At 46.0% G+C, this 26,107-nt stretch carries 19 protein-coding genes; 3 read left to right on the forward strand and 16 right to left on the reverse strand.

Annotated features, from left to right (window positions below):
- The first annotated feature begins 66 nt into the window (after window positions 1–66).
- A complete protein-coding gene (locus QUA58_RS20795; protein ID WP_333395681.1) occupies window positions 67–618 on the forward strand; it encodes an acireductone dioxygenase in 552 nt (183 codons plus the stop codon).
- Window positions 619–689: 71 nt separating this feature from the next.
- On the opposite strand, the gene QUA58_RS20800 is transcribed toward QUA58_RS20795, so the two are convergent.
- Window positions 690–2,309 (reverse strand): NAD(P)/FAD-dependent oxidoreductase, encoded by a 1,620-nt coding sequence (locus QUA58_RS20800; protein WP_333395683.1) that lies wholly within the window; start codon window positions 2,307–2,309, stop codon window positions 690–692.
- 356 nt (window positions 2,310–2,665) lie between these two features.
- On the opposite strand from QUA58_RS20800, the gene QUA58_RS20805 reads away from it, so the two are divergent.
- Window positions 2,666–3,274: a chorismate lyase gene (locus QUA58_RS20805; protein WP_333395686.1), complete on the forward strand. Its 609-nt coding sequence runs from the start codon at window positions 2,666–2,668 to the stop codon at window positions 3,272–3,274.
- Window positions 3,275–3,368: 94 nt separating this feature from the next.
- Here the strand turns inward: QUA58_RS20805 and QUA58_RS20810 are convergent, their stop codons facing one another.
- From QUA58_RS20810 to QUA58_RS20870, 13 genes are all read right to left on the reverse strand, one after another.
- Entirely contained in the window at window positions 3,369–4,685 is a 1,317-nt protein-coding gene (locus tag QUA58_RS20810; protein WP_333395689.1) for a cytochrome P450, read from the reverse strand.
- Between the two features lie 72 nt (window positions 4,686–4,757).
- Entirely contained in the window at window positions 4,758–10,097 is a 5,340-nt protein-coding gene (locus tag QUA58_RS20815; RefSeq protein ID WP_333395690.1) for a PAS domain S-box protein, read from the reverse strand.
- 514 nt (window positions 10,098–10,611) lie between these two features.
- Entirely contained in the window at window positions 10,612–12,594 is a 1,983-nt protein-coding gene (locus QUA58_RS20820) for an ABC transporter ATP-binding protein (protein WP_333395692.1), read from the reverse strand.
- A 270-nt stretch (window positions 12,595–12,864) separates the two neighbouring features.
- The gene (locus tag QUA58_RS20825) at window positions 12,865–13,374 is read right to left on the reverse strand and encodes a hypothetical protein (protein ID WP_333395694.1); all 510 of its coding nucleotides are present in this window, start codon (window positions 13,372–13,374) and stop codon (window positions 12,865–12,867) included.
- Between the two features lie 325 nt (window positions 13,375–13,699).
- Window positions 13,700–13,915 (reverse strand): hypothetical protein, encoded by a 216-nt coding sequence (locus QUA58_RS20830; protein ID WP_333395697.1) that lies wholly within the window; start codon window positions 13,913–13,915, stop codon window positions 13,700–13,702.
- A 163-nt stretch (window positions 13,916–14,078) separates the two neighbouring features.
- The gene (locus tag QUA58_RS20835; protein WP_333395726.1) at window positions 14,079–14,378 is read right to left on the reverse strand and encodes a DUF3574 domain-containing protein; all 300 of its coding nucleotides are present in this window, start codon (window positions 14,376–14,378) and stop codon (window positions 14,079–14,081) included.
- 469 nt (window positions 14,379–14,847) lie between these two features.
- Window positions 14,848–15,195: a hypothetical protein gene (locus QUA58_RS20840; RefSeq protein WP_333395700.1), complete on the reverse strand. Its 348-nt coding sequence runs from the start codon at window positions 15,193–15,195 to the stop codon at window positions 14,848–14,850.
- Between the two features lie 174 nt (window positions 15,196–15,369).
- Window positions 15,370–16,452, reverse strand: a complete 1,083-nt coding sequence (locus tag QUA58_RS20845; RefSeq protein WP_333395728.1) for an ABC transporter ATP-binding protein — start codon at window positions 16,450–16,452, stop codon at window positions 15,370–15,372.
- A 265-nt stretch (window positions 16,453–16,717) separates the two neighbouring features.
- Window positions 16,718–17,581 carry a carbohydrate ABC transporter permease gene (locus QUA58_RS20850; RefSeq protein WP_333395730.1) on the reverse strand — a complete coding sequence of 288 codons (864 nt, stop codon included), beginning with the start codon at window positions 17,579–17,581 and terminating at the stop codon, window positions 16,718–16,720.
- A gap of 80 nt (window positions 17,582–17,661) precedes the next feature.
- Complete coding sequence (locus QUA58_RS20855; protein WP_333395703.1) at window positions 17,662–18,561, reverse strand: sugar ABC transporter permease; 900 nt, start codon at window positions 18,559–18,561, stop codon at window positions 17,662–17,664.
- 258 nt (window positions 18,562–18,819) lie between these two features.
- Complete coding sequence (locus QUA58_RS20860; protein WP_333395705.1) at window positions 18,820–20,133, reverse strand: ABC transporter substrate-binding protein; 1,314 nt, start codon at window positions 20,131–20,133, stop codon at window positions 18,820–18,822.
- Between the two features lie 579 nt (window positions 20,134–20,712).
- Window positions 20,713–22,053, reverse strand: coding sequence for a DUF4912 domain-containing protein (locus QUA58_RS20865; RefSeq protein ID WP_333395708.1), 1,341 nt, complete (start codon window positions 22,051–22,053; stop codon window positions 20,713–20,715).
- A 98-nt stretch (window positions 22,054–22,151) separates the two neighbouring features.
- Entirely contained in the window at window positions 22,152–22,415 is a 264-nt protein-coding gene (locus tag QUA58_RS20870; RefSeq protein ID WP_333248094.1) for a hypothetical protein, read from the reverse strand.
- A 159-nt stretch (window positions 22,416–22,574) separates the two neighbouring features.
- On the opposite strand from QUA58_RS20870, the gene QUA58_RS20875 reads away from it, so the two are divergent.
- Window positions 22,575–22,775 carry a hypothetical protein gene (locus tag QUA58_RS20875; protein WP_333248096.1) on the forward strand — a complete coding sequence of 67 codons (201 nt, stop codon included), beginning with the start codon at window positions 22,575–22,577 and terminating at the stop codon, window positions 22,773–22,775.
- Window positions 22,776–22,929: 154 nt separating this feature from the next.
- Here the strand turns inward: QUA58_RS20875 and QUA58_RS20880 are convergent, their stop codons facing one another.
- Window positions 22,930–24,849 (reverse strand): TolC family protein, encoded by a 1,920-nt coding sequence (locus tag QUA58_RS20880; protein ID WP_333395711.1) that lies wholly within the window; start codon window positions 24,847–24,849, stop codon window positions 22,930–22,932.
- Between the two features lie 53 nt (window positions 24,850–24,902).
- Window positions 24,903–26,078 carry an ABC transporter permease gene (locus QUA58_RS20885; protein WP_333248099.1) on the reverse strand — a complete coding sequence of 392 codons (1,176 nt, stop codon included), beginning with the start codon at window positions 26,076–26,078 and terminating at the stop codon, window positions 24,903–24,905.
- Between the last annotated feature and the right edge of the window lie 29 nt (window positions 26,079–26,107).

The following is a 26,107-nucleotide window of genomic DNA, read 5'->3' on the forward strand; positions in this document are numbered from 1 at the left end:
TCTGCTACAAGGGCGATCGACCAATATCTTTCGCCGTCTGTGAATCAAAAATAAAAACGTGAAATAATGGCTATCCTGCAACTCGAAAACGGTACAACCTACACTCAATTAAGCGATATTGCGCGCGAACTCGCGCCTTTAAACATTCAACTCAACCGCTGGCCCGTGGGTGACAGCGCTGAAATTCTGGAATTGCTAGCGAAAGATGCTCTTGACGACAATCAAAAAGAGCAAATCCTGCAAGCCCTCGACGGCTACTTTCAACAGTTGTCGGAAACCGCAGGCTATCAAGAGCGCGACTTAATCGTACTGCACCCAGACATTCCCAACATCGACACCGTGCTGTCGAAATTCAATAAGTGCCACATCCACGCTGACGATGAAGTGCGTTATATCGTAGCAGGCGAGGGCATTTTTGGCTTCGTGCGGCCCGACGGTAGCCAAGTGGAACTCACGGTGCAGCCAGAAGAATTTATCAATGTACCGGCGAATACAGAACACTGGTTTTATTTGACTGCGGCCCGGAAAATTAAAGCTGTGCGCTATTTTACCACCACAGAAGGCTGGACGCCGGAATATACGGATACGGAAATTCGATCGCGCTTAGCTACTGTTTGAAAAGAGTTGACAGTTGACGGTTGACGGTTGACGGCTATCCTCAAATCATCTAAAAATCCTCAAATCCAGCCTCAAACTTTGTGATTTGAAGATCGCAAAATACTCAAAGCAACCGCCTCCGCCACCTTAATCCCATCAATCCCCGCCGACAGGATTCCACCCGCATATCCCGCACCTTCCCCAGCAGGATAAAGGCCTTCTGTATTCAAACTCTGATAATCTTCCCTGCGTTTAATCCGAATCGGCGAAGAAGTGCGCGTTTCCACCCCAGTTAAAACCGCATCATCCATCGCAAATCCTTTGATCTGTTTGTCAAAAGCCGGAAGCGCTTCGCGGATGGCTGCGATCGCATAATCTGGCAAACTTTCGCTCAAATCAGTCATCACAACTCCCGGCGTATAAGAAGGCTGCACACTGCCTAGCGCCGTGGAAGGGCGATTTGCCAAAAAATCACCCACAAGCTGCCCAGGGGCGTTATAAGTGCCACCTCCTAACTCAAATGCCCGTTCTTCTAGGCGACGCTGAAACTCAATTCCTGCTAAGGGATGACCGGGATAATCCTCCGGCGTGATACCTACTACAATCCCGCTGTTAGCATTGCGTTCATTGCGAGAATATTGACTCATCCCGTTAGTCACAAGTCGCCCCGGTTCCGACGCAGCAGCCACTACCAAACCACCGGGACACATACAGAAACTGTAAACAGAACGGCCATTTTGGCAATGGTGCACCAGTTTGTAATCGGCGGCACCCAAAAGTTTGTGGGCCGCGCGATCGCCAAAACGACAGCGATCGATTAACTGCTGCGGATGTTCCACCCGAAAACCAATAGAAAAAGGTTTAGCCTCGATGTAAACACCGCGCGAAAACAACATTTCAAAAGTATCGCGGGCGCTGTGTCCCACCGCCAATACTATATAATTACTCGCAATATATTCTCCGCTGGCTGTGGTAATTCCCTGCACTTTGCCATTTTCGATATGGATATCTTCTACACGAGTTTGAAAACGAATTTCTCCGCCTAACGATTCAATTTTTGCCCGCATACTTTGGACAATTCCTACCAGTTTAAAAGTGCCAATATGCGGCTTATTAATATATAAGATTTCCGGTGAAGCTCCCGCATTCACAAGTTCCGTCAGCACCTTGCGCCCGTAATGCTGGGTATCTTTAATTTGGCTGTAGAGTTTACCGTCGGAAAAAGTACCTGCACCGCCTTCGCCAAACTGAGCGTTAGATTCTGGGTTGAATTCGGTTTTTTTCTTCCAAAATCCAAAGGTGTCAACTGTGCGATCGCGCACTGCTTTGCCGCGTTCTAAAAGGATCGGGCGAAATCCCATTTGTGCCAGCATCAGCCCTGCAAAGATACCGCAGGGCCCCGTACCAATCACAATGGGCCGAATCGTCAAATTGCTGGGGGCTTGCGCTACATAGCGATAATTCATGTCTGGTGTTACCGTGACATGAGGGTCTTTTTTGAGGCGTTGCAGATGTTGTTTTTCCTGTGTCGTTTCCACATCCACAATATAAACAAGGACGATTTCTGCTTTTTTGCGAGCATCGTAGCTGCGCTTGAAGATGGTATAGCTTAGCAATTCTTCGGGGGGGATTTGCAGCTTTTTGAGTATGGCGCTGGCGATCGCACTTTCAGGATGATCTAAGGGAAGTTTGATTTCGGTTATTCGTAACATATAGTAGTCAGTTGTCAGTTGTCAGTTGGGGCGGTGGATGGTGCGTGCGGGCCCTCTTAGTTGTCAGTTGGTAGGGGCGGTGCCCCCGTGCCCGCCATCTTAGTTGTCAATTGTCAGTTGAAAAATTGAATAAAATCAGTCGAATAAAAGTATTTAGGAATTGTGCACGGGTAGCTAAAAAGCGTTTTTTTCGTCCCAAACCCGGTTATGAGAGTCGGAGTACGATCGCGAATTTTATTATAACTATTTGACTGGACATTCTATGGGCGATCGCCAGTAGATTTTTGACTTTTGACTTTGATTGGATAATTGCAGAAGCGCTATAATAAACAAAAAATTAAGTTTTGTAAACACCCTTGACTGCAACATTCACATTCAAAAACAACCAAACCTGGCACGCTCTCAACCCCCTGTGGGAAGGAGCAGAAGACGCTGTACAGAGGGGTTTACCCCACACTAAGCTAGCGCCGGCATGGCAAATACTGCTCCTGGGCGACGGTTCCCCCACCCGTCACCTGCAACTGCTGACAGGGGAACCCACAGAAGTAGACGTGATCGATATGTCCTTAGTGGGTGAGGACGCAGACGGCGCACCCCAGCAAATTGTCGCCGTTCCAGGGCCCCGCCTGCGCCGCCAAGTGTGGCTGCGGACAGCTTCGGGACAGCGCCTCGCCTACGCGACTTCTTGGTGGGAAGCGAGTCACGTAGATGAATATTTGCAAAATAAATCTTTGCCAATTTGGGCTAGTTTAGCGCGGCTGCGGACGGAATTGTATCGCGACGTGCAAGGCATTTATCTCGGTGATTCGGCGATTTTGGAGTCTGCTTTTGAACAATCGGGGCCTTTTTGGGGGCGACACTATTTGTTTTGGCATCACGGGAAGCCGCTGACTCTGATTTATGAGGTGTTTTCACCTTATTTAACTAAGTATTTGGGGCCGATGCACTTGGATGTTGATTCATAAAATGCGATCGCTCTTCGAGAACCCTGTTAGATCAAATATCGGAATTATCGACCTCTCTGTTCTCTTCCTCTGCGTTCTCTGCGTCCTCTGTGGTTTAATCCTTCAGATTCATAGTTGTTTGCCAAAATTTCACTCGCAAACCGTCGCGCGGGTGCGGAGTCGGTACTCGGATTAAATTCAAATCTTGATCCAGTAAAAGCTCCCATTCGCACTCCCGAACCATCCTCGCCGCAAACAATTTCATTTCCAAGCGGGCGAACTCTTTTCCCAAACATTCCCGCAAACCGCCGCCAAAGGGCACGTAACTAAAAGGTTTCGCATTTGTCGATCGATCCAAGCTAAATCGATCGGGATCAAAGCGATCGGGTTCGGGATAAACTGCGCTATCCTGATGCGTCTGATTAATTTCATACAAAACGCTCCAACCCTTGGGAATTTCGTAGCCGCCGAACTCGCAAGCCTTAATTACCTGCCGAAAACCGCCTCCCACCGGCGGCACCAACCGCAGCACTTCTCGCATCACCTGCTCTAAATAAGTCATTTGTTTGAGCTGTTCCAGAGTTAGCGGTTCAGTTGCAGGAAACTGCTGTTGTTCGGCGCGAATTTTTGCCATTACATCGGGGTTTTGAGCCACGAGAAGACAAAAAGAGGCGATCGCCGAAGTCAGAGTTTCGTGTCCCGCAAACAACAGCAACAGCACTTGATCCTTCAACTCCTCCAAACTCAGAGAAATGCCCTCATCATCGCGAGCGCTAATTAGCAAACCCAAAGCATCATTACCGCCGGGGGTTCCTTGCTGTCTGTCACGAATAATATTTTCTAGTTCAGCTAACAGCAACTTTCTGCCATTTTTAGCTTTGCCAAACCGAGTAAAAGGCAAATCCAAAGGAATAGAAAATAAACCATCCGAGAAGATCTCAAAATAATGTCCTAGCGCAGTATCCGAACCATTGTCAATTCCAACTAACAGCTTACTTGCAACATCAAAAGTATAATTTCTCAGTTCGGGATACCACGCAAACTCGCTCATTTGAGTCCACCTTTGCAAGTAGCGCCCCGTGATATCTTCCATCCCGCCGATGTAGCCCGCCAGAGCTCGCGGTTGAAATGCTTGATATAGCAGCTTGCGTCGATTTTGGTGTTCCGAACCCGTTTGCAGCGCCAAGGAAAGCGGCCCTAACAGCGCTTTGGTGCTAGGAGGCCAACTCACAACAAAATACTGGTTTTCATTGCTTAAAACAAACAAATTCGCCTCTTGGCCGCACACAAACACCGTAGGCTGTCCGAAGATGCTGGTTTTGAAAATTGGCCCGTACTGTTGGTGGCGTTTTTTGGCAAACTGAGAATCTTTCAAAAAGTTGAGGGTATCGCCAATTAGCGGTAAACCTAAACTGCCTGGAGGTAATGCCATTTTAGATTTTAAATTTTAGATTTTTAATATTATATCAAACTCTGAGGACTAAAGTCCTCACTACAAACCTATTTAATTTTCTATTCTTTTAATCGGAATCTCGATCGCAAATTCAGTACCTTTCCCGACCGCCGAAAAACAGTTGATTTTACCTTTGTGTTTTTCGACAATAATTGAATGGGAAATTGCTAAACCCATTCCCGTACCGGAACCGATCGGTTTTGTAGTATAGAAAGGGTCGAATATCCGCTGCTTGATTTGCTCGGCGATGCCTGAACCGTTGTCAGCAATTCTAATCGCAACGCAAGTACCTTCTACCTCTGTACGAATGCGGATACTTCCCGGATTTTCAGGCGAATATTGTAAAGCGTCGATCGCGTTAGCGATAATATTCATAAACACCTGATTCAACAGTCCGGCGTAGCACTCCACTAGCGGCAATTCTCCGTATTCTTTAACGAGCTGAATGGCTGGGCGATGGTACTCCGTACCCGCTACGCTAACGGGCTGAGCTTTCAGACGGTGTTCTAAAATCATTAATGTGCTGTCGATGCCTTCGTGAATGTTAACATTTTTCATGTCAGATTCATCGAGGCGAGAGAAATTCCGCAAACTCCGCACGATATCCCGGATGCGAGTTGCTCCTACCTGCATCGAAGATAGCATTTTTGGCAAATCGTCGAGCAAGAAATCCAGCTCTAACCGCTCTATTTCTTCCTGAAGATGTTCAGAAGGTTTTAGGTGTTCATCTCGATACATTTGCAGCAGTTTCATCAGGTTTCCGGTGTATTCTTCAGTGTAGGTTAGGTTGCCGAAAATAAAGCTGACTGGGTTATTGATTTCGTGGGCAATTCCTGCTACCATCTGACCGAGACTGGACATTTTTTCGGCTTGGACGAGTTGAGTTTGAGCTTGCTGGAGTTCGCACAGAGTTGCTTCGAGTTGGGCAGTTTGTTCTTGCGCGATCCGCGCTGAATCGACGCTTTGAGTGTAAAGTTCCGCTTGATTAATGGCGATCGCCAATTGATTGCCCACCGCCACTAACAGTTCCACTTCCTCATCGCTCCAACACCGCACACTGCTAGAAGCACTACAGCAAATCAGCCCGATTTTACCAGCAGATGTTTGAACCGGAATGTTCAGCAGAGAGTGGAATCCTATATAACTGAAAAACTCCCGCTCGACTGGATCGGTAACAGTCTCAAAATCATCGATCCGAATTATTTCTAAATTGGCAATTCGCTCGGCATGAGAACCAGTTGCACCAATAGGAAATAAACCCAACACCGAAGGTAAGCTGGCATTTTTCGCCTCGTACTGCACAGCCCAAACTGGCGGCAATGCGTCAGGCAAATACCAAATAAACAGACAGCGATCGAGTTGCAGCAAGTCGCGAATCTGCTCCACAGTTGTCGCCAAAATAGTATCTAAATTCAACGATTTGCGGATATTGCTAGCTAGTTGGTTCAGCAGCGCTTCCTGCTCCGCTAATTTGCGGAATCTCGCTTCCGACTCTTGCAACTGTCTTTGAGATTCTTTTTGTTTTGTAACGTCCAAACCTAAACCAATTAAGCCGATCGCCCTGCCACAATCATCTTTGATTTGAGTTTTAATTGTCTCCACCTGGTGATACTCGCCGTCAGCCAACTGGAGCAATTCTTCAGAATAACAGGGAGTCTCTTGGCTCCACGCTTGCGCGTCAGATGCCATGCAGTTAGCAGATGCTTCTAATCCCAAAACTTCGGAATAGTGAGAAGCTGCCAAAAATTGATCTTCGGATACAGCGACATCTTCGCAGAAAGTTTTGTTAACTAATAACATCCGCCCGCTAGGATTTGCCATCCACACCCAGATCGGAGCGTTATCAATAATTGTCCTCATAGTTTGCTTTTGGGCGGCGAGAGCCATTTCTGTTTGTTTGCGCTTGATTCCCAAGGCGATCGAATCAACACTTGATGCTAAAGCAATTAGTATTGATTCCTGCAACTCATGGCGAGCAAACATCACGATTACTCCCAGCAACTGATTGTCAACAATTAGCGGATATCCAGCAAAAGCTACCATTCCTTCTCGTTTCGCCCATTCTTTGTCACTGACTAGGGGATCTGTTTCCACAAAATTAGTGATGTGAGGTTTTCGCGATCGGGCGATTAAACCAATCTTGAACTGGCCGACAGCAATGCGGCTGTGAGCGCCGTCAATATGAGTATAGATCCCCCCACTTGCTTGCAATTCCAAGACATTTCCCTGTTCGTTCAGCGTCCAAATCCGAGCAAACGCAGCATCCAAATGGCGCACAACTGCATCGGTGCATTGTTGCAAAGTGGCAGGTAAACTCTGGTTTTTAGTTAGAGCAATTCCAATATCTGCTGTGAATAAAGAAATTTTCAATTGTTCTGCTAAACTTTGTTCTGCTTTTTTGCGCTCTGTAACATCCGTAGCAGCACCGAGACGCTGCTTGATTTTTCCCTCTGCAGTTCTGCTAAATACAATTTCGCGGCTGACGAACCAGTGCCAATTATTTTGTTTGTCGCGCACCCGATATTCGTATTCAACAACCTCGTCGTCGGGAGAATTTTTTAATTGCTGCAAAGATTCGGGAAATTGAGCTAAATCTTCAGGGTGGATAATGGTCGGCAACAGACTGCTGCCCATTGTGGCAACTTCTTCGAGGCTATAGCCTAGAGTTTCAGCGAGTTCGCGGTTGCTGTAGACATTTCGATGCTCGATATCATCGTAAACATAGAGAATATTTGGAGTTGCATTAGCAATGCGCTCGACAAAATGCTGACTCTCTTGGAGGGCTGCTTCTGCTTGTTTGCGATCCGTAATATCGATCGAATTACCAATTATGCGGTAGATGTTGTCAGAGGCATCGCGCAGAGGTGTCAGAGTGACGATATACCAACGTTCTGCGCCTTCCAACTCGGCGCTGGTTTCGTAAGCAATCGAGCTGCCGGCTGTCAAACAATCTACGTAACTTTGTCGAAAAATTGCTGCTATTGGCGGGGGAAAAATTTCTTCTGGGGTTTTGCCTTTGAAATCGGCACTCAAAATACCTGTAGACGCTTCTGCAGCAGCATTCCAGCCAGCGTAGCTAAACTCTCTTTCTGCGCCGACATCTATTACGAAAATAGGTTGATTAGAGCCGTTATAGATGCTGTTTAAAAATTCTTCTTGTTCGCGCAATTGGATTTCGGCTTTTTTGCGTTCTGTAATGTCGCTTGAACTGCCGACAATGCGATAAATTTTGCCCGAAGCATTCCGCAGGGGAGTCATAGTTGTTATAAACCAGACTTCTTTACCGTCAAAAATAACGGGATATTCGCGGGAAATCGAGCTGCCTTTTTCCAGACACTCGATGAAATTCTGCTGGAACATTCCTGCGGTAATTGGATCGAAAAGCTCTTGGGGAGTTTTGCCGCGGCCGAATTCGCTGCTGATGCCGCCGAGTAATTCGGCTGCTAGGTTCCAGCCGGCGTAGCGAAACTCTCCATCTGCGCCGATATCTATTACGAAAATGCTGTAGTCTACGCCGTCATAAATGCTGCCCAAAAATTCTTTTTGCTGCTGTATTTCTTGTTCTATGATTTTGCTCTCTGTAATATCCGAGTGTATTCCCACCCACTGGCGAACGCTGCCGTCTGCGTTCAATAGGGGCACACCGCGCACGCTCATGTACCTGTACTCGCCGTCGTGCCGCAGCAAGCGGTGTTCTATTTGGTATAAGGTGCTGTTGGCAAGTGCATCAGACCACATCCTGGCAGTATATTCTCTGTCGTCTGGATGGACATGATTGAGCCACCCCCATCCTTTGATTTCGTCGTAAGTCGCTCCGGTGAATGCACTCCATCCTGTTTGTTCGGTGACAAATTCGCCTGCTGCTTTAGTATCCCAAACAATTTGGGATGTGGCTGTAATTAAGCAGCGATAGCGTTCCTCGCTTTCTTCCAAGGCTTTTTCTGCTTGTTTGCGATCGCTAATATTGCGAGCAACTCCGACTACACCGATGATGTTTGCGGCTCGATCGCGCAAAGGACTTTTGGTAGAGAGAAATGTTCGGATGTTACCCTCGCTATCTTTTCCTGCTTCCTCGATCGTTTCCTCAATCCCAGATTGCCACACCCGGCGGTCATTTTCCACCAGCATATCTGCAATCTCCGGCGGAAATAATTCTGCATCTTTTTTGCCAATAATTTCCGATTTTGGCAAGCCAATAATGGCTGCAGCCTGAGAATTTACCAATAGGTGGCGGCCATGAATATCTTTGACAAAAATGCTGTCACCTGTACTTTCGATGACGCTTTCCAAGAGGATGTTTTTTTCTAGTAGCGCGGCTTCTATTTCTTTGCGATCGCTGATGTCGCGAGATATGCCCACAACGCCGATAAATTTTCCTTCCGAGTCACGCCAAGGGTATTTCGCTGTGAGAAACGTTCGCACAACTCCGTTTTTTGGTATATCTTCTTCATAAGTAAAACATTCTCCCGTAGCAGTCACTCTGCGGTCTCCTTCGATAACTTGAGCGGGTATTTCACCGGGAAATAATGCTGAATCGTCTTTGCCTATAATGGCCTCGATCGGTTTTCCAGAAAATTGAGCTACTGCAGAATTTGCGATCGCGTACCGGCCTTCAAGATCCTTGACAAAAATCAGATCCGGCGTGCTTTCTATCACGGAACGCAAGATAGAATTGCTGTGTTGGAGAGACTCTTGGGCTTGTTTGCGATCGGTAACGTCGCGACCGATCGCATACATCAATTCTTCCTCGCAGAAAGGGCTAGCATTCCAGGCTATCCACTTGTAAGACCCATTTTGACACCGCCAGCGGTTTTCAAACCCAACGGTATTGTTTCCCGTAGCAATGCTTTCAGCTTGTTTTAAAGTAGTTTCGCGATCGTCTGGATGCACGAATTCAATGAAGAGTTGGCCAACCATTTCGGCTGGGGAATAGCCGAGGATTTTTTCGGCTGCTGGGTTGATGCGTTTGAAATAACCGTCAAAACCAATGACGCACAACATATCTGGCGAGAGACTAAAAAAGCGATCGCCCTCGTCAGTTTTGCCCGATTGGCGATCGTTTTTCTTAGCAGCAGAGTTGTTCCATCCCGCTGCTGCTGCCAGCAGGACAATATTTGCTATTACCAAAAATGCCAGGGCGATCGGGCGATCGTACAAACCATAGGCACCGCTTGCTACCAGCCACCCGTTTAGTAGCAGCAGTACGACTATCAAAACTGAGAATTGGCTGCTGCGGGCGATCGTCTCTAAGTTGATGTTTTTTTTATACAGCATTCTGGATTTAGTCTTTTGTTTTCTGTTGACTTCTGCAGCCGTGATTTCTCTCAACCGCATTGGCAGAAAGTGCAACAATTTATTATTTCTTTTTCTGATATGAACTGAATCTGTCATTTGTTCACTCCAAAATCAAGAGGAATATTGGCTGTTGAAAACTTACAATAAAAATGTTTAAATAGTGTAAAATATTTTAAATTTGCGAGTTTTAGCATTGTAAGTCCTACCTAAATCTCAGCATTCCCACAAGCGAATTAAGTATATTTACGCAATTAGCAGTGATTTTTGATAGCTAACGCACCTATTTTATGATTTTTTTTCAACAGGCTTAGAGGGTTTATTTCTTATAATGCACTAAACATTGCTGTCAGTCATTGGACATTTGGCCTAATCTAGCTAGTCCCGACACAAAAATTAATTATCTACAGTAAATTAGAAGCGCATTGTTAAATGATATCATGTCCGGCCGATTGCCAAAACAAAAAGGGTTCGCGCGTGCGAACCAAATCTTATCGAGGTACGCGGGCGAGCAATTCCCGATAAAATTGCCAATCGCGGACAGATATTGAAATAATCTGCGTCCATCAGTGTAAATGGGTCTTAATCTGCAGTCAGCCTCGCGATCGAAGATTTAGGCACTCTTGTCTGCTGCTTTGCGACCTAATTGCTGTTGGCGAATGCGTTCCAAATTGCCCGCCGGAATAGCAGCTATAAGTTGCTTGGTGTAAGCTTGTTGCGGTTGGCGGTAAATGCGATCGGCTGTGCCAATTTCCTCGATTTTACCTTTGTTCATGACGATCGCCCGATCGCTCATAAACTTAACCACACTCAAATCGTGAGAAATAAAAATATAAGTCAGTCCAAACTCTGTTTGCAACTCCTTGAGCAAATTTAAAACTTGCGCCTGTACCGACACATCTAAGGCAGAAACCGACTCATCGCAAATAATAAACTTTGGATTCAAAGCCAAAGCTCTAGCAATACAAATTCGCTGCCGCTGTCCGCCAGAAAACTCGTGGGGGTAGCGCCGCATAATATCGGGATTCAAACCCACTCTATCCAACAAATAAGCCGCGCGATCGCGCTGTTCTTTCTGGTTCTTGCCAAAGCGGTGAATCACCATCGGTTCCATCACCGCATCCCCAACACTCAGGCGCGGATCGAGAGAACTAAAAGGGTCTTGAAAGATAATTTGCAAGTCGCGTCGTAGCCACCGCAATTTGCGATCGTACTCTTTTTTGATTCGATAATTAGCCATCCACTGCAATCCCGAACTACTTTTCGCAGGAGGAGTAATTTCTTGACCTTCAAAAAATACTTGACCGCTGGCGATCGGAATTAATTGCAGCAAAGCTCTCGCTAAAGTTGATTTCCCGCAGCCGGATTCGCCCACCAAACCCAAAGTTTCCCCGGGGTAAACCTCAAAAGAAATATCGTTTACCGCCATAAACAAACGTTTAGTTTCGCCAAACATTCCCTGCATGGGAAAACCTACTCGCAAGTTATTAACAGCTAGCAAAGGCTGGGAAATATTCGGCAGCCGGGGCGGTTTTCCGGCGACAAAAGCGGAAAGTCCGCCGCTGCTGTCGCCGTCTAAATCGATATTTTTCTCGACAATTACCAATTCGCCGCTGGCATTTGTGGTGACATCCATAAAATCGGAAACCGTCGGCAAGCGGCGCATTTGCCGATCGAGAGTTGGGCGGCAAGCTAACAGACCTTTTGTGTAAGGATGTTGGGGAGTGCTGAAAATTTGTTCGATCGCAGCGCACTCAACAATCTTGCCTCGGTACATCACCGCCACCGTATCGGCAATTTCAGCAATGACGCTCAAATCGTGGGTAATAAAAATCATTGCCATGCCTCTAGAGTCCCGCAACTCGCGCAGCAAAGCTAAGATTGTGGCTTGGACGGTTACGTCTAAAGCCGTTGTCGGTTCGTCAGCAATTAATAATGTCGGATTGCAAGAAATGGCCATTGCAATCATCACGCGCTGGATTTGACCGCCGGAGAGTTCGTGGGGGTAGCGATCGAGCATAGCTTGTTTTTGGCCGTTGATGAGCTGCATCAAATCGCGATCGGCCTCCCGAACAGCTTCTTGCTGCCGGGCCAAACACGTTTGCCGGAGTTCTTCGTCGCCCGGTAGCAGCTTCACCTCTTGCAGCAGCGAAGCAGCTTTGCGCCGCGCTTGTGTCTGCGATACTTTTTGGTGCAGACAAATGGCTTCTGTGAGTTGAAATCCGATCGTATAAACAGGATTTAGCGAACTCATCGGCTCTTGAAAAATCGTCGCAATCTGGCTGCCCCGGTAGGTTTGTTTTTCCCTGTCCGGCATGGCCAACAGATTCACGGGCCCGTGGCTAGCGCCGTCTTTGGTGGGAGAAAACCAAATTTCGCCTTCTATCTTCGTTGACGAACTCGACAGCAAATTCATCACGGCCAGGGATGTTACCGATTTTCCCGACCCCGATTCTCCCACGATGCCCAGAGTTTGCCCTCGCTTGACCTCAAACGAAACGCCGTCAACAGCTTTGACTGTTGCAGACGCATCACCTGCGTCCGCAGATGGAAATTCAACCCGCAGGTTGCGAACTTCGAGGACGGTTTCACTCATGGATATCTACGGCAAAAGTTAAATACAGATTAAGTGGATTGTAGCAGGGCTCGCTCAAGGCAGAAGGCGGGGGGAAAGTCTGAATTTTTAAATTAGAAATTTTTTAACTAATGGCGATTTTCGCGCTGATGAGTGAAATATAGATGCTTGGGTAGGAGGGACAGGGCAGTGCTGTGTCCCTACTATATTTCATAGAATGGAAAACTGCGATCGAACTCAAAACTGACAAGTCGGAACTACTTAAGCGCCTTCTGACAGAGAGGAATTTTCTCAAAAACCTATGACTTGAGTGTCAGCAGGCAGTGCAGTGGCCTCGGAGACCTTTTTAAACACGGTTGCTTGCTCGTTTAAGGAATTAGGTCTCGCCTGTCCGGGATTGGTGCCTTGCAACTGAAGGCGCATTTGACCTTCGGGAGTCAACTCAAAAACAGTTTCAACGGTTTCTGTGCTGCTGAGGCCGACATCAAGGTGCATTGGTTGTTGACCGAGATTAACTTTGTACCTCATTTCTTTGGCGCGGGCTGCTCCGTCGGGGCCTTTAGCCATGAGAAACAATTTGCCTTCTGGGGCAAAGACGAAGGTGAAAGACTGACCGGATGGGACTGTGCCTTGCCATTGACCTAGGAGTTGCTTGTCGATGTTGCTAGTGGCCGGGGCGGCTGCTTCGGGAATTGTTGGTTCTGCTGCGGATGCCGGGCCCGGTGAAGCGTTGAAGCTGGCGAGGATGCCGAAGCAAATGCCACTTGCGATCGCTTTGCCAATCATTTTTGAATTAGACATGAGACCGATCTAAAAATTGGTTATTCTTTTGTACACTCTAGCGGTAAAAGCGTAAATTGTTTAGTTTTAATTTCTTTTAGATATAGATATTAGGTGGAGCTTCAAACCTGCAACGCGGTTCTCATCTCTAGATTAAAGCTTGTCCTGAGTTTGTTGAATGGTTACGGGCTGTCAGTTTTTTTTTGTAAAATCCAATACAAACAAGGCTGTAGCGGCACAGCTCGCTGTTCTGAGTCGATCGTTCTCAACCCAGAACAGCTTACTGACTGTTGCGTTCAGGAGCGCCACCAGAGAATTTTGTCCTTCTGCTATTAATGCTATTTGATTAATTGCGTTCAGGAGCGCGATCGACTTGTTCTGTCTCAGATTCTGTATGAGATTGCTGCGCTGGTTCCTGTTGATTTTTCGAGCGTTTAGTTCGCTCCAAAGCCTCTGCGTAAGACCAAGCTACGCTCACAATAAAAGCTTTGGCAATGCCGGCAAAACTTTTTGAATCCTCGCTTTCGGGCGCTGGTGCTTTTGGGTTGCCGTCGTCCGTCATATTTTTGTTTTCTCCGGGGCTGGTTTTTCTAGCGAAGGGCAGGCAATGTGCGATCGATACCCACAAACTTTGATTTTTCTTGCACCCGCACCCTACTGATCTTTGAGGATATGACCTCGCTCACCATAAATAATATCATAAATACGCTAATTGCCCGATCGCATCAGAAAGAAATCTTAACTTTGCTGGTTGTCCGCAGCACTGACTCCTGCTGAAAACTGCGCTTGTAGCTGCCGATAATTTTATGAATAGATTTAGTTTTTTCCGGGCTATTTTTATAAATTAAAATCACTATGTTTGATTTTTCTATAATCAGAATTCCCGAATTGTTAAAAAACTGCCATAAGCCGTCTAATACAGTTAGTCCTTCCCGAAAACGAGGGGTAATAACTGTCTTGACAAACTCCTGCCATTCTGATTCAGAAACAATCTCGCCTCCCCGTTTAGTTAAACCAAAACACAGTTCATCTTTGAGGAAATTTGTTTGCTGTTAGGATCGGAAGTTTCTGGCAGTTTAGCGCGGGCCATTGTCGCCGAAAACACAGGCACAACCAAGAGCATACAGGTCAAACCAAGACTGTGAAGATGTTTGTTCATATATTATTTTTAACGCCTCGTTGCTTAAACTACTGGCAAACATACACGCACCAAAACTGTCAATACCAATAAAGTTTGTATCTTACATCGTTTAAAATAATTTAAAACTTAAATTTAGCTAAAAATATAGTGCGAGATGTGAGGTTAAATGCACATCTTGCACTATAGCGATCCTAAATCATTTGCATAGTTCTTGTAGGGGCAATCCCCCGTGGTTGCCCAATCTCTCGGAGGGCGGGCACGGGGACACCGCCCCTACATATCTGCATGAATGATTTAGGATTGCACTATATTACGAACGGGATTTTCGACCCTTGCCACCAAAAAAACTATTCCTAATCCTTTAATTCGCGGATACTTCTCTTAGCGGTGTCTTGGTACATTTCCCCAAATTCTTTCACAGCAGCTCCTGCCTCTTGCCCGATCTTCTGAACTCTCTCACCCGGATCGTCCTTAGTTTCGCGAGCTTCTTGTCTCCATTCCCGAGTTGTTTGAGGTCTTTCGGGGTTGTTAAGATCGCCCTTTGAGCCACCTTGCGTGCCGTAAGCTTTGCTATTATCTCCAGCATTAACATTTGCCGTCAGCAACACAAAACCGACTAGGACTACAGACAAAAAACGTTTGACCTGCAAGCCCTTAAACAGGGAACTGATGCGATCGATCGCAGTGGAAATTAAATTCATCTTGGCAATACTCCCTAAGTTCTTTTTCGATAAGTTTCAACATTTCTCAATCTAAACAGTATCAAAATACTTCTACCTCTAACTAAAGTTATAATTTTGCTTAAAATCAGAAAATGTGTTTCTCAGCACAGAGACATACGGCTGTTAATAAATAATGCCGTGCAGTGCAACTTCTCACTGCAGGCGATCGCCCGTTCTGACATCAAACCAGTGCAGGAACTGAGCCGGAAAAACCAGCTCGACAATTTCCGAATTCCACTGGCGGTCATTTGACACCAAAAGTCGCACTGTTACCGACTCCACACCTTTAACTCGGACGCTAACCAAGTTTTGCATTCCCAAGTTTTCCACTAAATAAACCTCACCTTTAATTACCTCACCGGCCGGCATCTCGGCAGTCTCTGCACTTGCAAAGCTTACGTGTTCCGGGCGAATTCCCAAGACAATCTCTGGCGGCACACTAGGCCAATTTGGCAAAGGAACTTTAAAATCGCCCAACATCGCCGAATTTCTCTGGCATTTAAGCTCCAACAAATTCATTTGCGGACTGCCCACAAAACCCGCTACAAATAGATTTGCCGGACGGTTATAAATTAAGTGGGGCGGGTCTAGCTGCTGCACGTTGCCGCTGTTGAGAACTGCGACTTTTGTAGAAAGCGTCATTGCTTCGGTTTGGTCGTGAGTGACGTACACTACAGGAGCTTTTTGTGATGCAAATAATTGTTTGAGTTCTGCCCTCACTTTTTCCCGCAATAATGCGTCGAGATTGCTCAAGGGTTCGTCGAGCAAAAATACTTCGGGTTGGCGCACTAAGGCGCGTCCTAGGGCTACTCTCTGCCGCTGTCCGCCTGATAATTTACCGGGTTTGCGATCGATTAATTCCGTCAATCCGAGGGATATTGCAACTTCCGTCACTAACCGGTTGATTTCGCCGGAGGAGATTTTGCGAAGTTTGAGACTCGATGCCATATTCTCGTATACTGTCATGTGCGGATACAGCGCGTAACTTTGAAAAACCATTGCAATATCCCGATCGCCCGGTCTGAGATTGGTCACATTGCGATCGCCAATTCTAATCTCGCCCCGCGTCGGCTGTTCCAACCCTGCAATCAACCGCAGCGTGGTAGATTTGCCGCACCCGGAGGGCCCCAGCAAGGTGAGAAATTCGCCTTCGCTGACTTCTAAGCTAATGTCTTTTACCGGTACAACTTTGGGGCTGTAGGTTTTATTGAGGTTTTTTAGTTGCAATTTTGCCATGATTTTTAAAGTGTTGACTGTTGACTGTTGACTGTTGACTGTTGACTGCTGACTGCTGACTGTTGACTGCTGACTGCTGACTGTTGACTGTTGACTGTTAGCTGTTGTGTTGACTGTTAGCTGTTGTGTTGACTGCTGACTGTTGACCGTTGACTGTTGGCTGTTGACTAATAACAACTAATAACTAATAACTAACAACCAACAACTACCAACTAACAACTAACAACTGCCAACTGCCAACTGACAACTGCCAACTGACAACTGACTATCCTTTTACCGCCCCCGCAGTTAAACCCTGAACGATGCGCCGCTGGAACACCAAAACCAGCAAAACTAAGGGTAAGGTTCCTAAAACGGTGGCGGCGGCGATCGGGCCGTAAGGAATTTCAAAGACTGACACCCCGCTGAGTTGAGCGGTAGCAACGGGGATTGTTTTCATGGATTCGCGAGTTATAAATGTCAGGGCAAATATAAATTCGTTCCAAGCTGAAATAAATGTCAAGATTCCGGTTGTGACTAAGGCGGGAAATGTCATCGGTAGCACGATTTGCCACAGCATTTGAAAAGTGTTGTAGCCGTCAACTTTTGCCGCATCTTCTAAATCTTTTGGCAGTTGTTGAAAGAAACTCCGCATTACCAAAATTGTCAAGGGCAAGTTGATAGCTGTGTAAGGAATAATTAAGGCTAAATAATTATTTCCTAAACTCAAAGCTTTGACTATTTCTAACAAACCCAAGAATAGCAGCACCGCCGGAAATAGCGTCACAATTGTTACAATTGCCAAAATGATTCTCTCGCCCCACAGCCGCAACCTAGCCAAAGCGTAAGCTGCGGGCGCGCCTACAGCTAAACACAGAAATGTGGAAGTAATGGAAACAAAAGCGCTATTTAAAATGTAAAGTGCAAACGGGCGGCGCTGGAACAAGGAGATGTAATGCTCGAAGGTGATTTGTTTGGGTATGTAGACGTTGGGAATTGCTGAAATATCTGCATTTACTTTGAAAGATGTCAGTACCTGCCAGACAATGGGTGCGAGGAAATATGCGACGATTAATATCGCTGAGATTGGCAAGATTAGTTGCCGGATGTCAAAGGTTTTTTTGTTAGATTGTTCGCGGGCGATCGACATAATTTTTTGTACCAATGAAAGGAAAGCGATCGGCTATTCGGCATTGAGATTGATTTTTTTGGGGTGTGCGGGCGACAAATCTAAAATTGACTGGCACGGGCTCTGGATAATAGGTAAGCGGCGATCGCCACTGCAGCAACTAACAGCAAAAAAGTACACACCACCAAAGCCGCCCCGTAGCCAAAGTCTAAATACCTCATTACCGTGCTGTAAATGTAGATAGAAACCGTCTCCGTTGCCCCCGCCGGCCCCCCTCCCGTCATCACCTGAATCAAGTCAAAAATGCCGAAAGCTTGGGCAAATCGAAACAGCAAAGCAATCACAATTTGGGGCATCAGCAGGGGCAAGGTAACTTGACGGAAACTCTGCCAGCTACTCGCGCCGTCAATGGCGTGGGCTTCGTACAAATCACCGGGAATTGATTGCAATCCCGCTAGCAAAAGCAAGCTGACAAAGGGCGTCGTTTTCCACACATCCGCTGTAATCACTGCCATCATTGCCAAAGTCGGATCTCCCAGCCAGCTAATGCTATTTTGAATCAATCCTAATCGCATCAAAATGTCGTTAATTACGCCGTATTGGTCGTTAAAAATCCACGCCCAAGCTACTCCCATCAATGCAGTCGGCAGCGCCCAAGGTAGCAGGGAAATTGTCCGCACGATGCCGCGCCCTGCGAAGGATTGATTTAAGACTAAGGCAATGCCCATACCGAGAATTAATTCCAGCACAACAGAGGCGACAGTAAATACTGTGGTGTTGCCTAAAGTTTGCCAGAAACGCCCGTCGCCTAACATTCGACTGTAGTTAGCAAAACCGGAAAAAACCAGTTTTAATTCTGTACCGAGGTTTTGGGTGAATAAACTCAGCCAAAAAGCGCGCAATATTGGGTAAGCAAATACTAGCATCAGAATTATCAAAGCTGGTGCTACTAATATCCACCCGGTTTTTTGTTCGCGCTGTCGCATCTTGTCTAATTGCATATTTTTTAGCCCTAATTTATCTCTAATTTATGGTTCGTCGTAGTAAGGCTAATTTTCACAACTCTTACAACATCATTCGTAGGGTGCGTCGCTCGCTCGATTATCGATTTTTATTGATGGATTTTGAATTGCGACGCACCCTACGGCTTTAGTAGGGTGCGTCGCTCGCTTGATTATCGATTTTTATTGATGGATTTTGAATTGCGACGCACCCTACGGTTGTCAACTGTCAACTGTCAACTGTCAACTGTCAACTGTTCAAGAAGCTTGGGGTTGTTTCAAACTGCCTAATAAATTGCGAGTTTCGCTAGCTGCTGCTTTCATTGCTTGTTCTGCACTCATTCTACCGGTAAAAGCTGAACTCAAATAACGTTGCAAAATATCAGAAGCTTGAGCGTATTGTGCCAGGGGCGGGCGCAAAGCTGACCGTTCCACTACTTTTAGCAGTTGCGGGTAGTGGGGATATTTGGCGACTATTTCTTTGTTGGTAAATAGGGATTTGTAACTGGGAACTAAACCGGTTTGTAAAATAAATTTGCGTTGGGTTTCCTCGCTGGTAAGGTACTGAATTGCTTTCCACGCTTGTTCTGGATGTTTTGAAGTTTTGGCAATTCCCCAGCCCCAGCCGCCCAAGCAGGAACCGCCTGTTTTACCCGTACTGCTGAGCATTGGCTCGATCGCAATTTTGCCTCTAACATTCGATTCTTCGGCATTTGCCAGCTTCCAAACATAGGGCCAGTTTCGCAAAAACAGTGCTTTGCCGTTTTGAAACAACAGCCTGGTTTCTTCTTCGCCGTAGGTGGTGACACCCGGAGGAGAAATGCCAGAGGCGATCGTATTTTTGAGAAATTCCACTGCTTTAATTGCTTCTGGTTTATCTAACCCAACTTCAAAAGTTTGAGGGTTTGCCCAGAAGCCGCCAAAACCGGAGAGTACCTCGACAAACATCGCAGAGACTCCCTCGTATTGTTTGCCTTGCCACAGATAACCCCAAGTTGCTTTTCCCTGTTTCTGCAAGTTTTGAGAGATTTTTACCATCTCTTCAAAGGTTTTCGGCGCGGGAATTTTCGCTTGTTCTAAAATGTCTTTGCGGTAATAAAGCATTCCGGCATCGGAAGCGTGGGGAATTCGGTAAATTTTGCCCCGATACCGCCCGCCTTCGACGTTACCTTGGATGAATTTTGATAGTTGTTCGGGGGAAATTCTGTCTGTCAAATCGCTTACCCAACCTGCGGCTGCAAATTTGGGAACCCAGACAATATCCATGTTGATGATGTCGTAGGGCGATTCGCCTAAAAGAAAGGCAGATGTGTAAAGATTTTCTATGAGGTTGCTGTCAAAAGGCCCTTCTATTAGGTTGATGCGAATGTCGGGGTTTTTCTGTTCAAATTCTTTGACAAAGGGTTTCCAATTAACAAGGTCTTGACCTTGCATTAACATGGTGAGGGTTACTGGCTGCTTACTCAGTGCGGGCAGAATAAATAACAGCAAGATGGCTGCTAATGTGACAGCGAATAAGGCTAAAAGGCGAGGCTTCTGCCTTCGTTGCGGCGGGGAATTTATTTTTTGCATTTGCTTTTGAGAAGTGGCTGTGCGATCGCCTTATTTCTCTCTTAACTCGGTTTCTGATGTTTCAAGGGATTTAGCGAGTTTATGTAATAAAAATTTAAGTAAACTTTAGCTTACTTAATAATGCTTGAGTGGAAAGTGCAAATTTTGATTTAACTGATTAGATGGCGAGTTAAATCAACATCTATCTACAGATAGATATTGAGAGCATTGTCTAATATCGTTGCGGCTGGCATTGCTATGATTTAATCGTTAGGCCGATGCGTGAGTCATAGTCTCAGAGTGTAAATGTAAAGATTTCTCGCTCTCACGCACCCTACAAAGAAATAATTCTTATTCCTTATTCCCTCTGTCAACTGTCAACTGTCAACTGTCAACTGTCAACTGTCAAATCTTCCTTCTAAATACAAAAAACACCGCTCCTCAAAATAGGAGAACGGTGTATAGGGGGTGTTATGGGTTGTTGTCTGGGATTAACCTTAACAAATCGCGATCGGCTGAGGCTATGGCTTGTGATGGTTCAAAAATTGGCACAAACCTGCATGAGCGCCCGCCGCTCGATCGACCTTTCGACCTTTGCGATTAGCCCAACCATTCCACAACAGCATCTTGCTGGGTATTGGTGCGCCGTTCTGGGGTTTCGCGCTCGAATTTCATGTGGATGGCGCGGTTTTGTTCGCCGTCTGCTGCTACTGCAAAAATCGGATAGTCGATTAAGCCATCTTGGAAGGACATCTGGAAGCGGAAAGTGCCGTCAGCATTGAGTTTAATCGGCTGTCCGCCTACGTAGACGGTAGCGTCGGGTTCGGTGGCGCCGTAGACGATCAGTTCGGCATCAGCAACTAACCAGAACTGGCGGGGGCGCATCGGGGCGGCGAAGCCAACTCCCGACATACCGACACCCGACATACCGAAACCGGACATCGTGAGGCCGGACATACCGACACCCGACATGGTGAGGCCAGACATACCGACACCCGACGTGGTGAGGCCGGACATGGTGGGAGCCGCCCACATTCCGACGCCGGAGGGGAACACGTAGGAACTGAGAGCTTGTTCGTGGATGCCGACTTGCTGGACGGAACCGGCGACGTGCTGCATGGAACCGAAGATAGAACCGGCTACGCGCAGGCCTTCGGCAGATTCTGCCATGCCGAAGATTTGTTCGTAGATAGCGTTTTCGGTGCTGAAACCGAAGCCATTGACTGCTTGTGCTTGTGCCATTTTCTTGGCCGGAGGAACCAGTTCGGCGAAGGTTTTGCCGGACAAGTCTTCTTCCCAATCGAGGGTGATGAATTGGTCTTCAATCCAGTCGCTGGGATAGACGGGAGGAACGCGGACTTCTGCCGATCGAGCTAATACCAGCCAGCGGCCATCTGCACAGCGGTAGCCGATGTCGATCGCATAATCCCGATCGCTCACGGGGATAGGTACGTACCATTCCCGCGCCAGTTCGTCGCAGGGATATTCTTGAATGCTGTGCGGGCTTTGGATTTCGAGGTTAACATCTGTCACGTCGTAGATCCGCAGGGCGAGTTGCTGTCCGCCTTGGCGGCGCAATTCTTGTTTGCGATCGTTGGGAATGTCCCAGTAGGTGTAAGCCCATTCTGGATCGCGGGGCATTAAAACCACCCGACTTTCGCCGTACCCGTTGGGCAAATCTGCTAAACCTTCATCTACAGACGACAAAGAACCGCCTGTTCTATCTTCTTGGCCGAGTTCAAACTTTGCTGCTTCCACTGCTTCTTGTGCCTCTAGTTTGCGAGATGGGCTGTAGGAAAATTTGGTGCGCTGAATTTCTTGAATTGATGCCAGAAGTTGCGATTTCCGCATCCGGCTGTAGCGAGAGACTCCACATTCGCTAGCAACTCTGCGGAGTTGTCGCAAAGTCATCTCTTCTAATGGTGGGCGTTCTTTTGCCATGAGTTGGTTCTCCACTAATTTAGGATGGCGGGTTAGATTTTTCCTTTCAACACAAATGTGTTGACTTTTTGAGTTAGAAACTCTTTTAAATTCACATATTATCGAGCTTCCAAATCTCTCCAACCTTTGAAGCCTTGCTTGTTTTTAGCTTGTCTTTTTCCCGATGCGATCGGGGGTTTGGACTTATTGGCTTCTGCGCGCACCGTCCGATCTAAATAAAGCTTTATCTGTCGATTCTTGATTGACAAGATCGATTTTGTGAGTGCGACCGGTGCTGCTAGCAACGCTGTGCTGGCAGCACACGCGCTATTCGATTCCCAGAGCTGCTTAATCGAAGCATTTCTTTGGGATCGCTTTGTCATGACTTAATGTTGCAGACAAGTTGCGATCGGGTCAAGGGGTCTTTGCCCTCAATCCTGGGTACTTATACGCATTTTCGTGATTTTGGGGATCAATATGTCAGGGAATCTTGACATTGGTGAGGTTTAGGGGATCGGTGTTGAAGCCAATGTCAGGATTTGATGACATATTGGCATAGGGGGCTTTTGATGGGTTTGGAGGGTGGGGGCGATCGTTTAGAATGGATATGTCTTTGCGAATATGACAAAGTGGAAGACTTTCTATATAATCCTTCTAACAAGAAGGCTTCGCGGGAGCATCCCGATTTTGCAAAAATATTAGACTGCAAATTAACCATTCAAGTAGGCACAACGCAGTTGTAACATTTGAGAAACACTTTCAGATTTCTACTGTGAAGAATGAAATGTTTAGCTTTTTACCTATCTGCTTGACGGCTGATTCTACGGATCCCGATCCGATGGAGGCTGGTGGGAATTACTGACAAGTCTCATTCAATCCGATAACAACTAACTAACATCATTGTTCATTTTCAATCCTCACCTGCCAAGTCTCCAAAGTAGTACCTATTATTTTATCAAGATTTGTCAAAGCATTAAAATAGGCAATCCTCGCATTAACTTCTGCATTTCTAGCCTCTATTAAATCCTTCTGAAAAGTCACAATATCGATACTCCGAGAAGTTCCCACTCCCAATCTTCTCTTGTCTTGCTCTATTTCTAATTGCTTTTGCGCTAACTCCCTTGACCTTTGAGCTAGTTCTACTTGCTTAAGATTCAAATTTATATCTCTCATTGCATTTCTGACCTCAAATTCTAGCTTTTGATTGGACTCCTTTAACATATTCTCAGCTTGTAATAGCTTAACACGACTATTCTGAAAATCTCGCTCAATTCCTCTATTTCCAAATTCGCGAGTCAAAACCAGTCCCGCTCTCAAATCCGAGCTGCTGTCTGAAAGATTAGTAGCATTATTATTATTATTATTAATACTTGCATTTACATCCAATTTCCATTTTCGATTATTGTCCGCTACGAACAAGTTATATTTAGCGATTTCCCGGTCGAGCTGTACTTGTAAATAATCAGGACTATTTGACAGAGCTAATGGTAAAATATTATCGAAATCCAGAGGGTTAGTCTGTACAGCCGCATCTTCTCTTGCTATTATATTAAGATTGCGATCGAGGTCTATAACTTGCAGCAGTGCTAATCTTGCCTTCTTCAGTTGCTCCTCACTAGCTAATACTGTCACTTCCCGATCTGCCACAGCTTTTTCAATTGTAAAAATATCAACTTTTGCTAGCCTTCCTGCCTCAATCAAAACCTGATTAGTCTGCAATTCTTGACGGGCAATTTCCAGAGAACTTTGTGAAATTTTAACTTGTTCCTGAGCCTTAATCAACTCTCTATAGGTTAAAATCACTTCAGTAATTGTCTCAATTAGCCTCGATTTCAAACTAAGAATATTTCTTTTTTCACTCAGGCGAGCAATCTCAATTGGTGCTCGATTGACAGCAACTCCAGCTCCCCTTAACAGAGGTTGGGTAAAATTTAACGTTAGATTTTGACTTAAAGAACCTTCACTATTAATGCCAAAACCATTCGCATCTTGTCCTTGTTTACTACTCCAAACAAAACTTATATTTCCTCCTGTGGGAATTTTGACACTCACCTGGGCAGATAAATCGACTTCGCCAGTAGTGGCGACTCTTCCCCCATTCCTCCAACGAATTGATGACACGGACAGTTTCGGTGTAAAACTAGGGACAAATAAGCCTTCTGCTACGGCTAAATCTTGTTTTTGGGCGATGCGTTCTAGGTATTTATTTTTGATATCTCTGTTGTTTTCTAAGCCTAAAAACACAACTTCTGGTAGTGTCAGTTCAACCCCTAATTCATCCGCTATAGATTGCTGTTGAATAGTTGGATTTTGGGTATTTTCAGGTATTGGTTCTGCTGTTATTTCTGGATTTGGTGGAGCTTCAGAAATTACTATTGATTCTGGTTGACCAGTTTTTTTTTGAGTAGAAGTTGTTAATACTTGGGAATTGGGAATTGGGGATTGGGAATGGGGAATGGGTGAGTGTTTGATTTTACTTGTTGGATTTTCGTCGGGGAATTGAGGAATAACTATTCTCTGGTTTGTAGTTAGCGTTTCTCTCTGATTTGGGGGTTTAATGAGCGCCTGATTTTGCGGTAGATTTTGGATGTGTGGGAGATATTTTTCAGTGGGAACTGGCAAAATTTTGCGCGCGATCGCCGATTTAGAGCTAACATCAGTTTTGACTGTTGAACTAGACTTAAAAGCTACAGCAAATATCGCCAATAGCCCACAGCTTGCAACCATAACTAGGCTAAAACGAAATATCCAAGGAATCTCGTAGCGAGCAGGGGAATCGCTATTTGGGAGATAATCTTCGTGCGGTTGCTCAGTCATGCTAACTCCAGTGATTTCTGCAAGTAATTCTATGGCGATTTCCTACGGGATGACTACCCTTGACGCAGCGCCTTAACAGGATCGAGTTGACTAGCTCGCAGAGCCGGGAAAAATCCAGCTCCTACACCCACCGCTAATGCCGCTCCTAGAGCCAAAGCTGCTGTGTTGCTGTCAAATTTATAAGGCAACTTAAAAACATCCGCTACCACCACCGTTAACCCGTGTACCGTCACAATAGCAGCAATTCCCCCCGCTAAACTCAGAATTACTGCTTCTAGAATAAACTGCAACATTATATCTCTCTGAGTAGCCCCGATCGCACGTCTCAAACCAATTTCGGGGGTACGTTCCATCACCGCCGCGATCGTAATATTAGCAATACCAATACCTCCCACCAGCAGCGAAATTACCCCCACCGCCAATAGTCCCCGCGAAGAGAGCTCCAGAGTTTCCTGCTGCTCCAAAATTTTCTTAACATTGTTGCTAACATAAACCTCTGCCTGGGGAAAGCGCTGCTTCAAAACCTTTTTGGCCTGCTTTTCCATCCCTTTAATATCTTTGAGATTGTAAGGGCGCACCGAAATTGAGTTAATTCTCTGGCTCCCTGTTATAGCCTTGTAAACCGACATCGACACCAACATTTCACCTGTTGGTTTTTCCGAAGAATCTTGCTTACTCTCCATCACGCCGATCACAATATAAGGTCTGCGGTCAACATAAATGCGCTGACCTACAGGTTCCATGTCACCTGTAAAAAGTAGCGATCCCAGCCATTCATCGATTACTACTACGGGTCGATAGTCAGCAAAATCACTACGGGAAAAAAAACGCCCCGTCATTAATCGCCGCCCCGATGTCAATAAATTATCTTGAGAAACCGCGACCATATTAGGTTCCGCTGTTTGCGCCTGAAATATAACTTTATTGTCATTAAATCCAAACCAATTTTCGGCGCTAATCGCCCGAATTCCTTTCAGCCTTTGCCGCAAAAATTCCATATCTTCTAATTTCAAGCTTGTGTCACCCCACATAAAGATTCGCACTTGAGGGGCTTCTCTCTCAGCTAATTGCTTGGCAATCACGGCGCGGCTAATGTTGCCAACTTGCAGCGTTGCGCTGACCGCAGCTACACCCATAAAAACTCCAACGGTAGTTAGGACAGATCGCAAAAGATTGCCACTTAGGGAAATGCAAGTAAGGCGGAGGAGGTCTAAAGGAGAAAGGCTCATAAGTAATTAAAAATCAAAAATCAACATTT

This window comes from Microcoleus sp. N9_A1 (assembly GCF_036701795.1).
Lineage (GTDB): Bacteria > Cyanobacteriota > Cyanobacteriia > Cyanobacteriales > Microcoleaceae > Microcoleus.

Coding starts and splice junctions, on each gene's coding strand:
- QUA58_RS20800 (WP_333395683.1), bottom strand. CDS start 2,309: ATGTTACGAATAACCGAAATCAAACTTCCCTTAGATCATCCTGAAAGT.
- QUA58_RS20795 (WP_333395681.1), top strand. CDS start 67: ATGGCTATCCTGCAACTCGAAAACGGTACAACCTACACTCAATTAAGC.
- QUA58_RS20840 (WP_333395700.1), bottom strand. CDS start 15,195: ATGAATTTAATTTCCACTGCGATCGATCGCATCAGTTCCCTGTTTAAG.
- QUA58_RS20830 (WP_333395697.1), bottom strand. CDS start 13,915: ATGACGGACGACGGCAACCCAAAAGCACCAGCGCCCGAAAGCGAGGAT.
- QUA58_RS20875 (WP_333248096.1), top strand. CDS start 22,575: ATGACATATTGGCATAGGGGGCTTTTGATGGGTTTGGAGGGTGGGGGC.
- QUA58_RS20880 (WP_333395711.1), bottom strand. CDS start 24,849: ATGACTGAGCAACCGCACGAAGATTATCTCCCAAATAGCGATTCCCCT.
- QUA58_RS20850 (WP_333395730.1), bottom strand. CDS start 17,581: ATGTCGATCGCCCGCGAACAATCTAACAAAAAAACCTTTGACATCCGG.
- QUA58_RS20845 (WP_333395728.1), bottom strand. CDS start 16,452: ATGGCAAAATTGCAACTAAAAAACCTCAATAAAACCTACAGCCCCAAA.
- QUA58_RS20870 (WP_333248094.1), bottom strand. CDS start 22,415: ATGACAAAGCGATCCCAAAGAAATGCTTCGATTAAGCAGCTCTGGGAA.
- QUA58_RS20810 (WP_333395689.1), bottom strand. CDS start 4,685: ATGGCATTACCTCCAGGCAGTTTAGGTTTACCGCTAATTGGCGATACC.
- QUA58_RS20815 (WP_333395690.1), bottom strand. CDS start 10,097: ATGACAGATTCAGTTCATATCAGAAAAAGAAATAATAAATTGTTGCAC.
- QUA58_RS20865 (WP_333395708.1), bottom strand. CDS start 22,053: ATGGCAAAAGAACGCCCACCATTAGAAGAGATGACTTTGCGACAACTC.
- QUA58_RS20825 (WP_333395694.1), bottom strand. CDS start 13,374: ATGTCTAATTCAAAAATGATTGGCAAAGCGATCGCAAGTGGCATTTGC.
- QUA58_RS20885 (WP_333248099.1), bottom strand. CDS start 26,078: ATGAGCCTTTCTCCTTTAGACCTCCTCCGCCTTACTTGCATTTCCCTA.
- QUA58_RS20860 (WP_333395705.1), bottom strand. CDS start 20,133: ATGCAAAAAATAAATTCCCCGCCGCAACGAAGGCAGAAGCCTCGCCTT.
- QUA58_RS20820 (WP_333395692.1), bottom strand. CDS start 12,594: ATGAGTGAAACCGTCCTCGAAGTTCGCAACCTGCGGGTTGAATTTCCA.
- QUA58_RS20855 (WP_333395703.1), bottom strand. CDS start 18,561: ATGCAATTAGACAAGATGCGACAGCGCGAACAAAAAACCGGGTGGATA.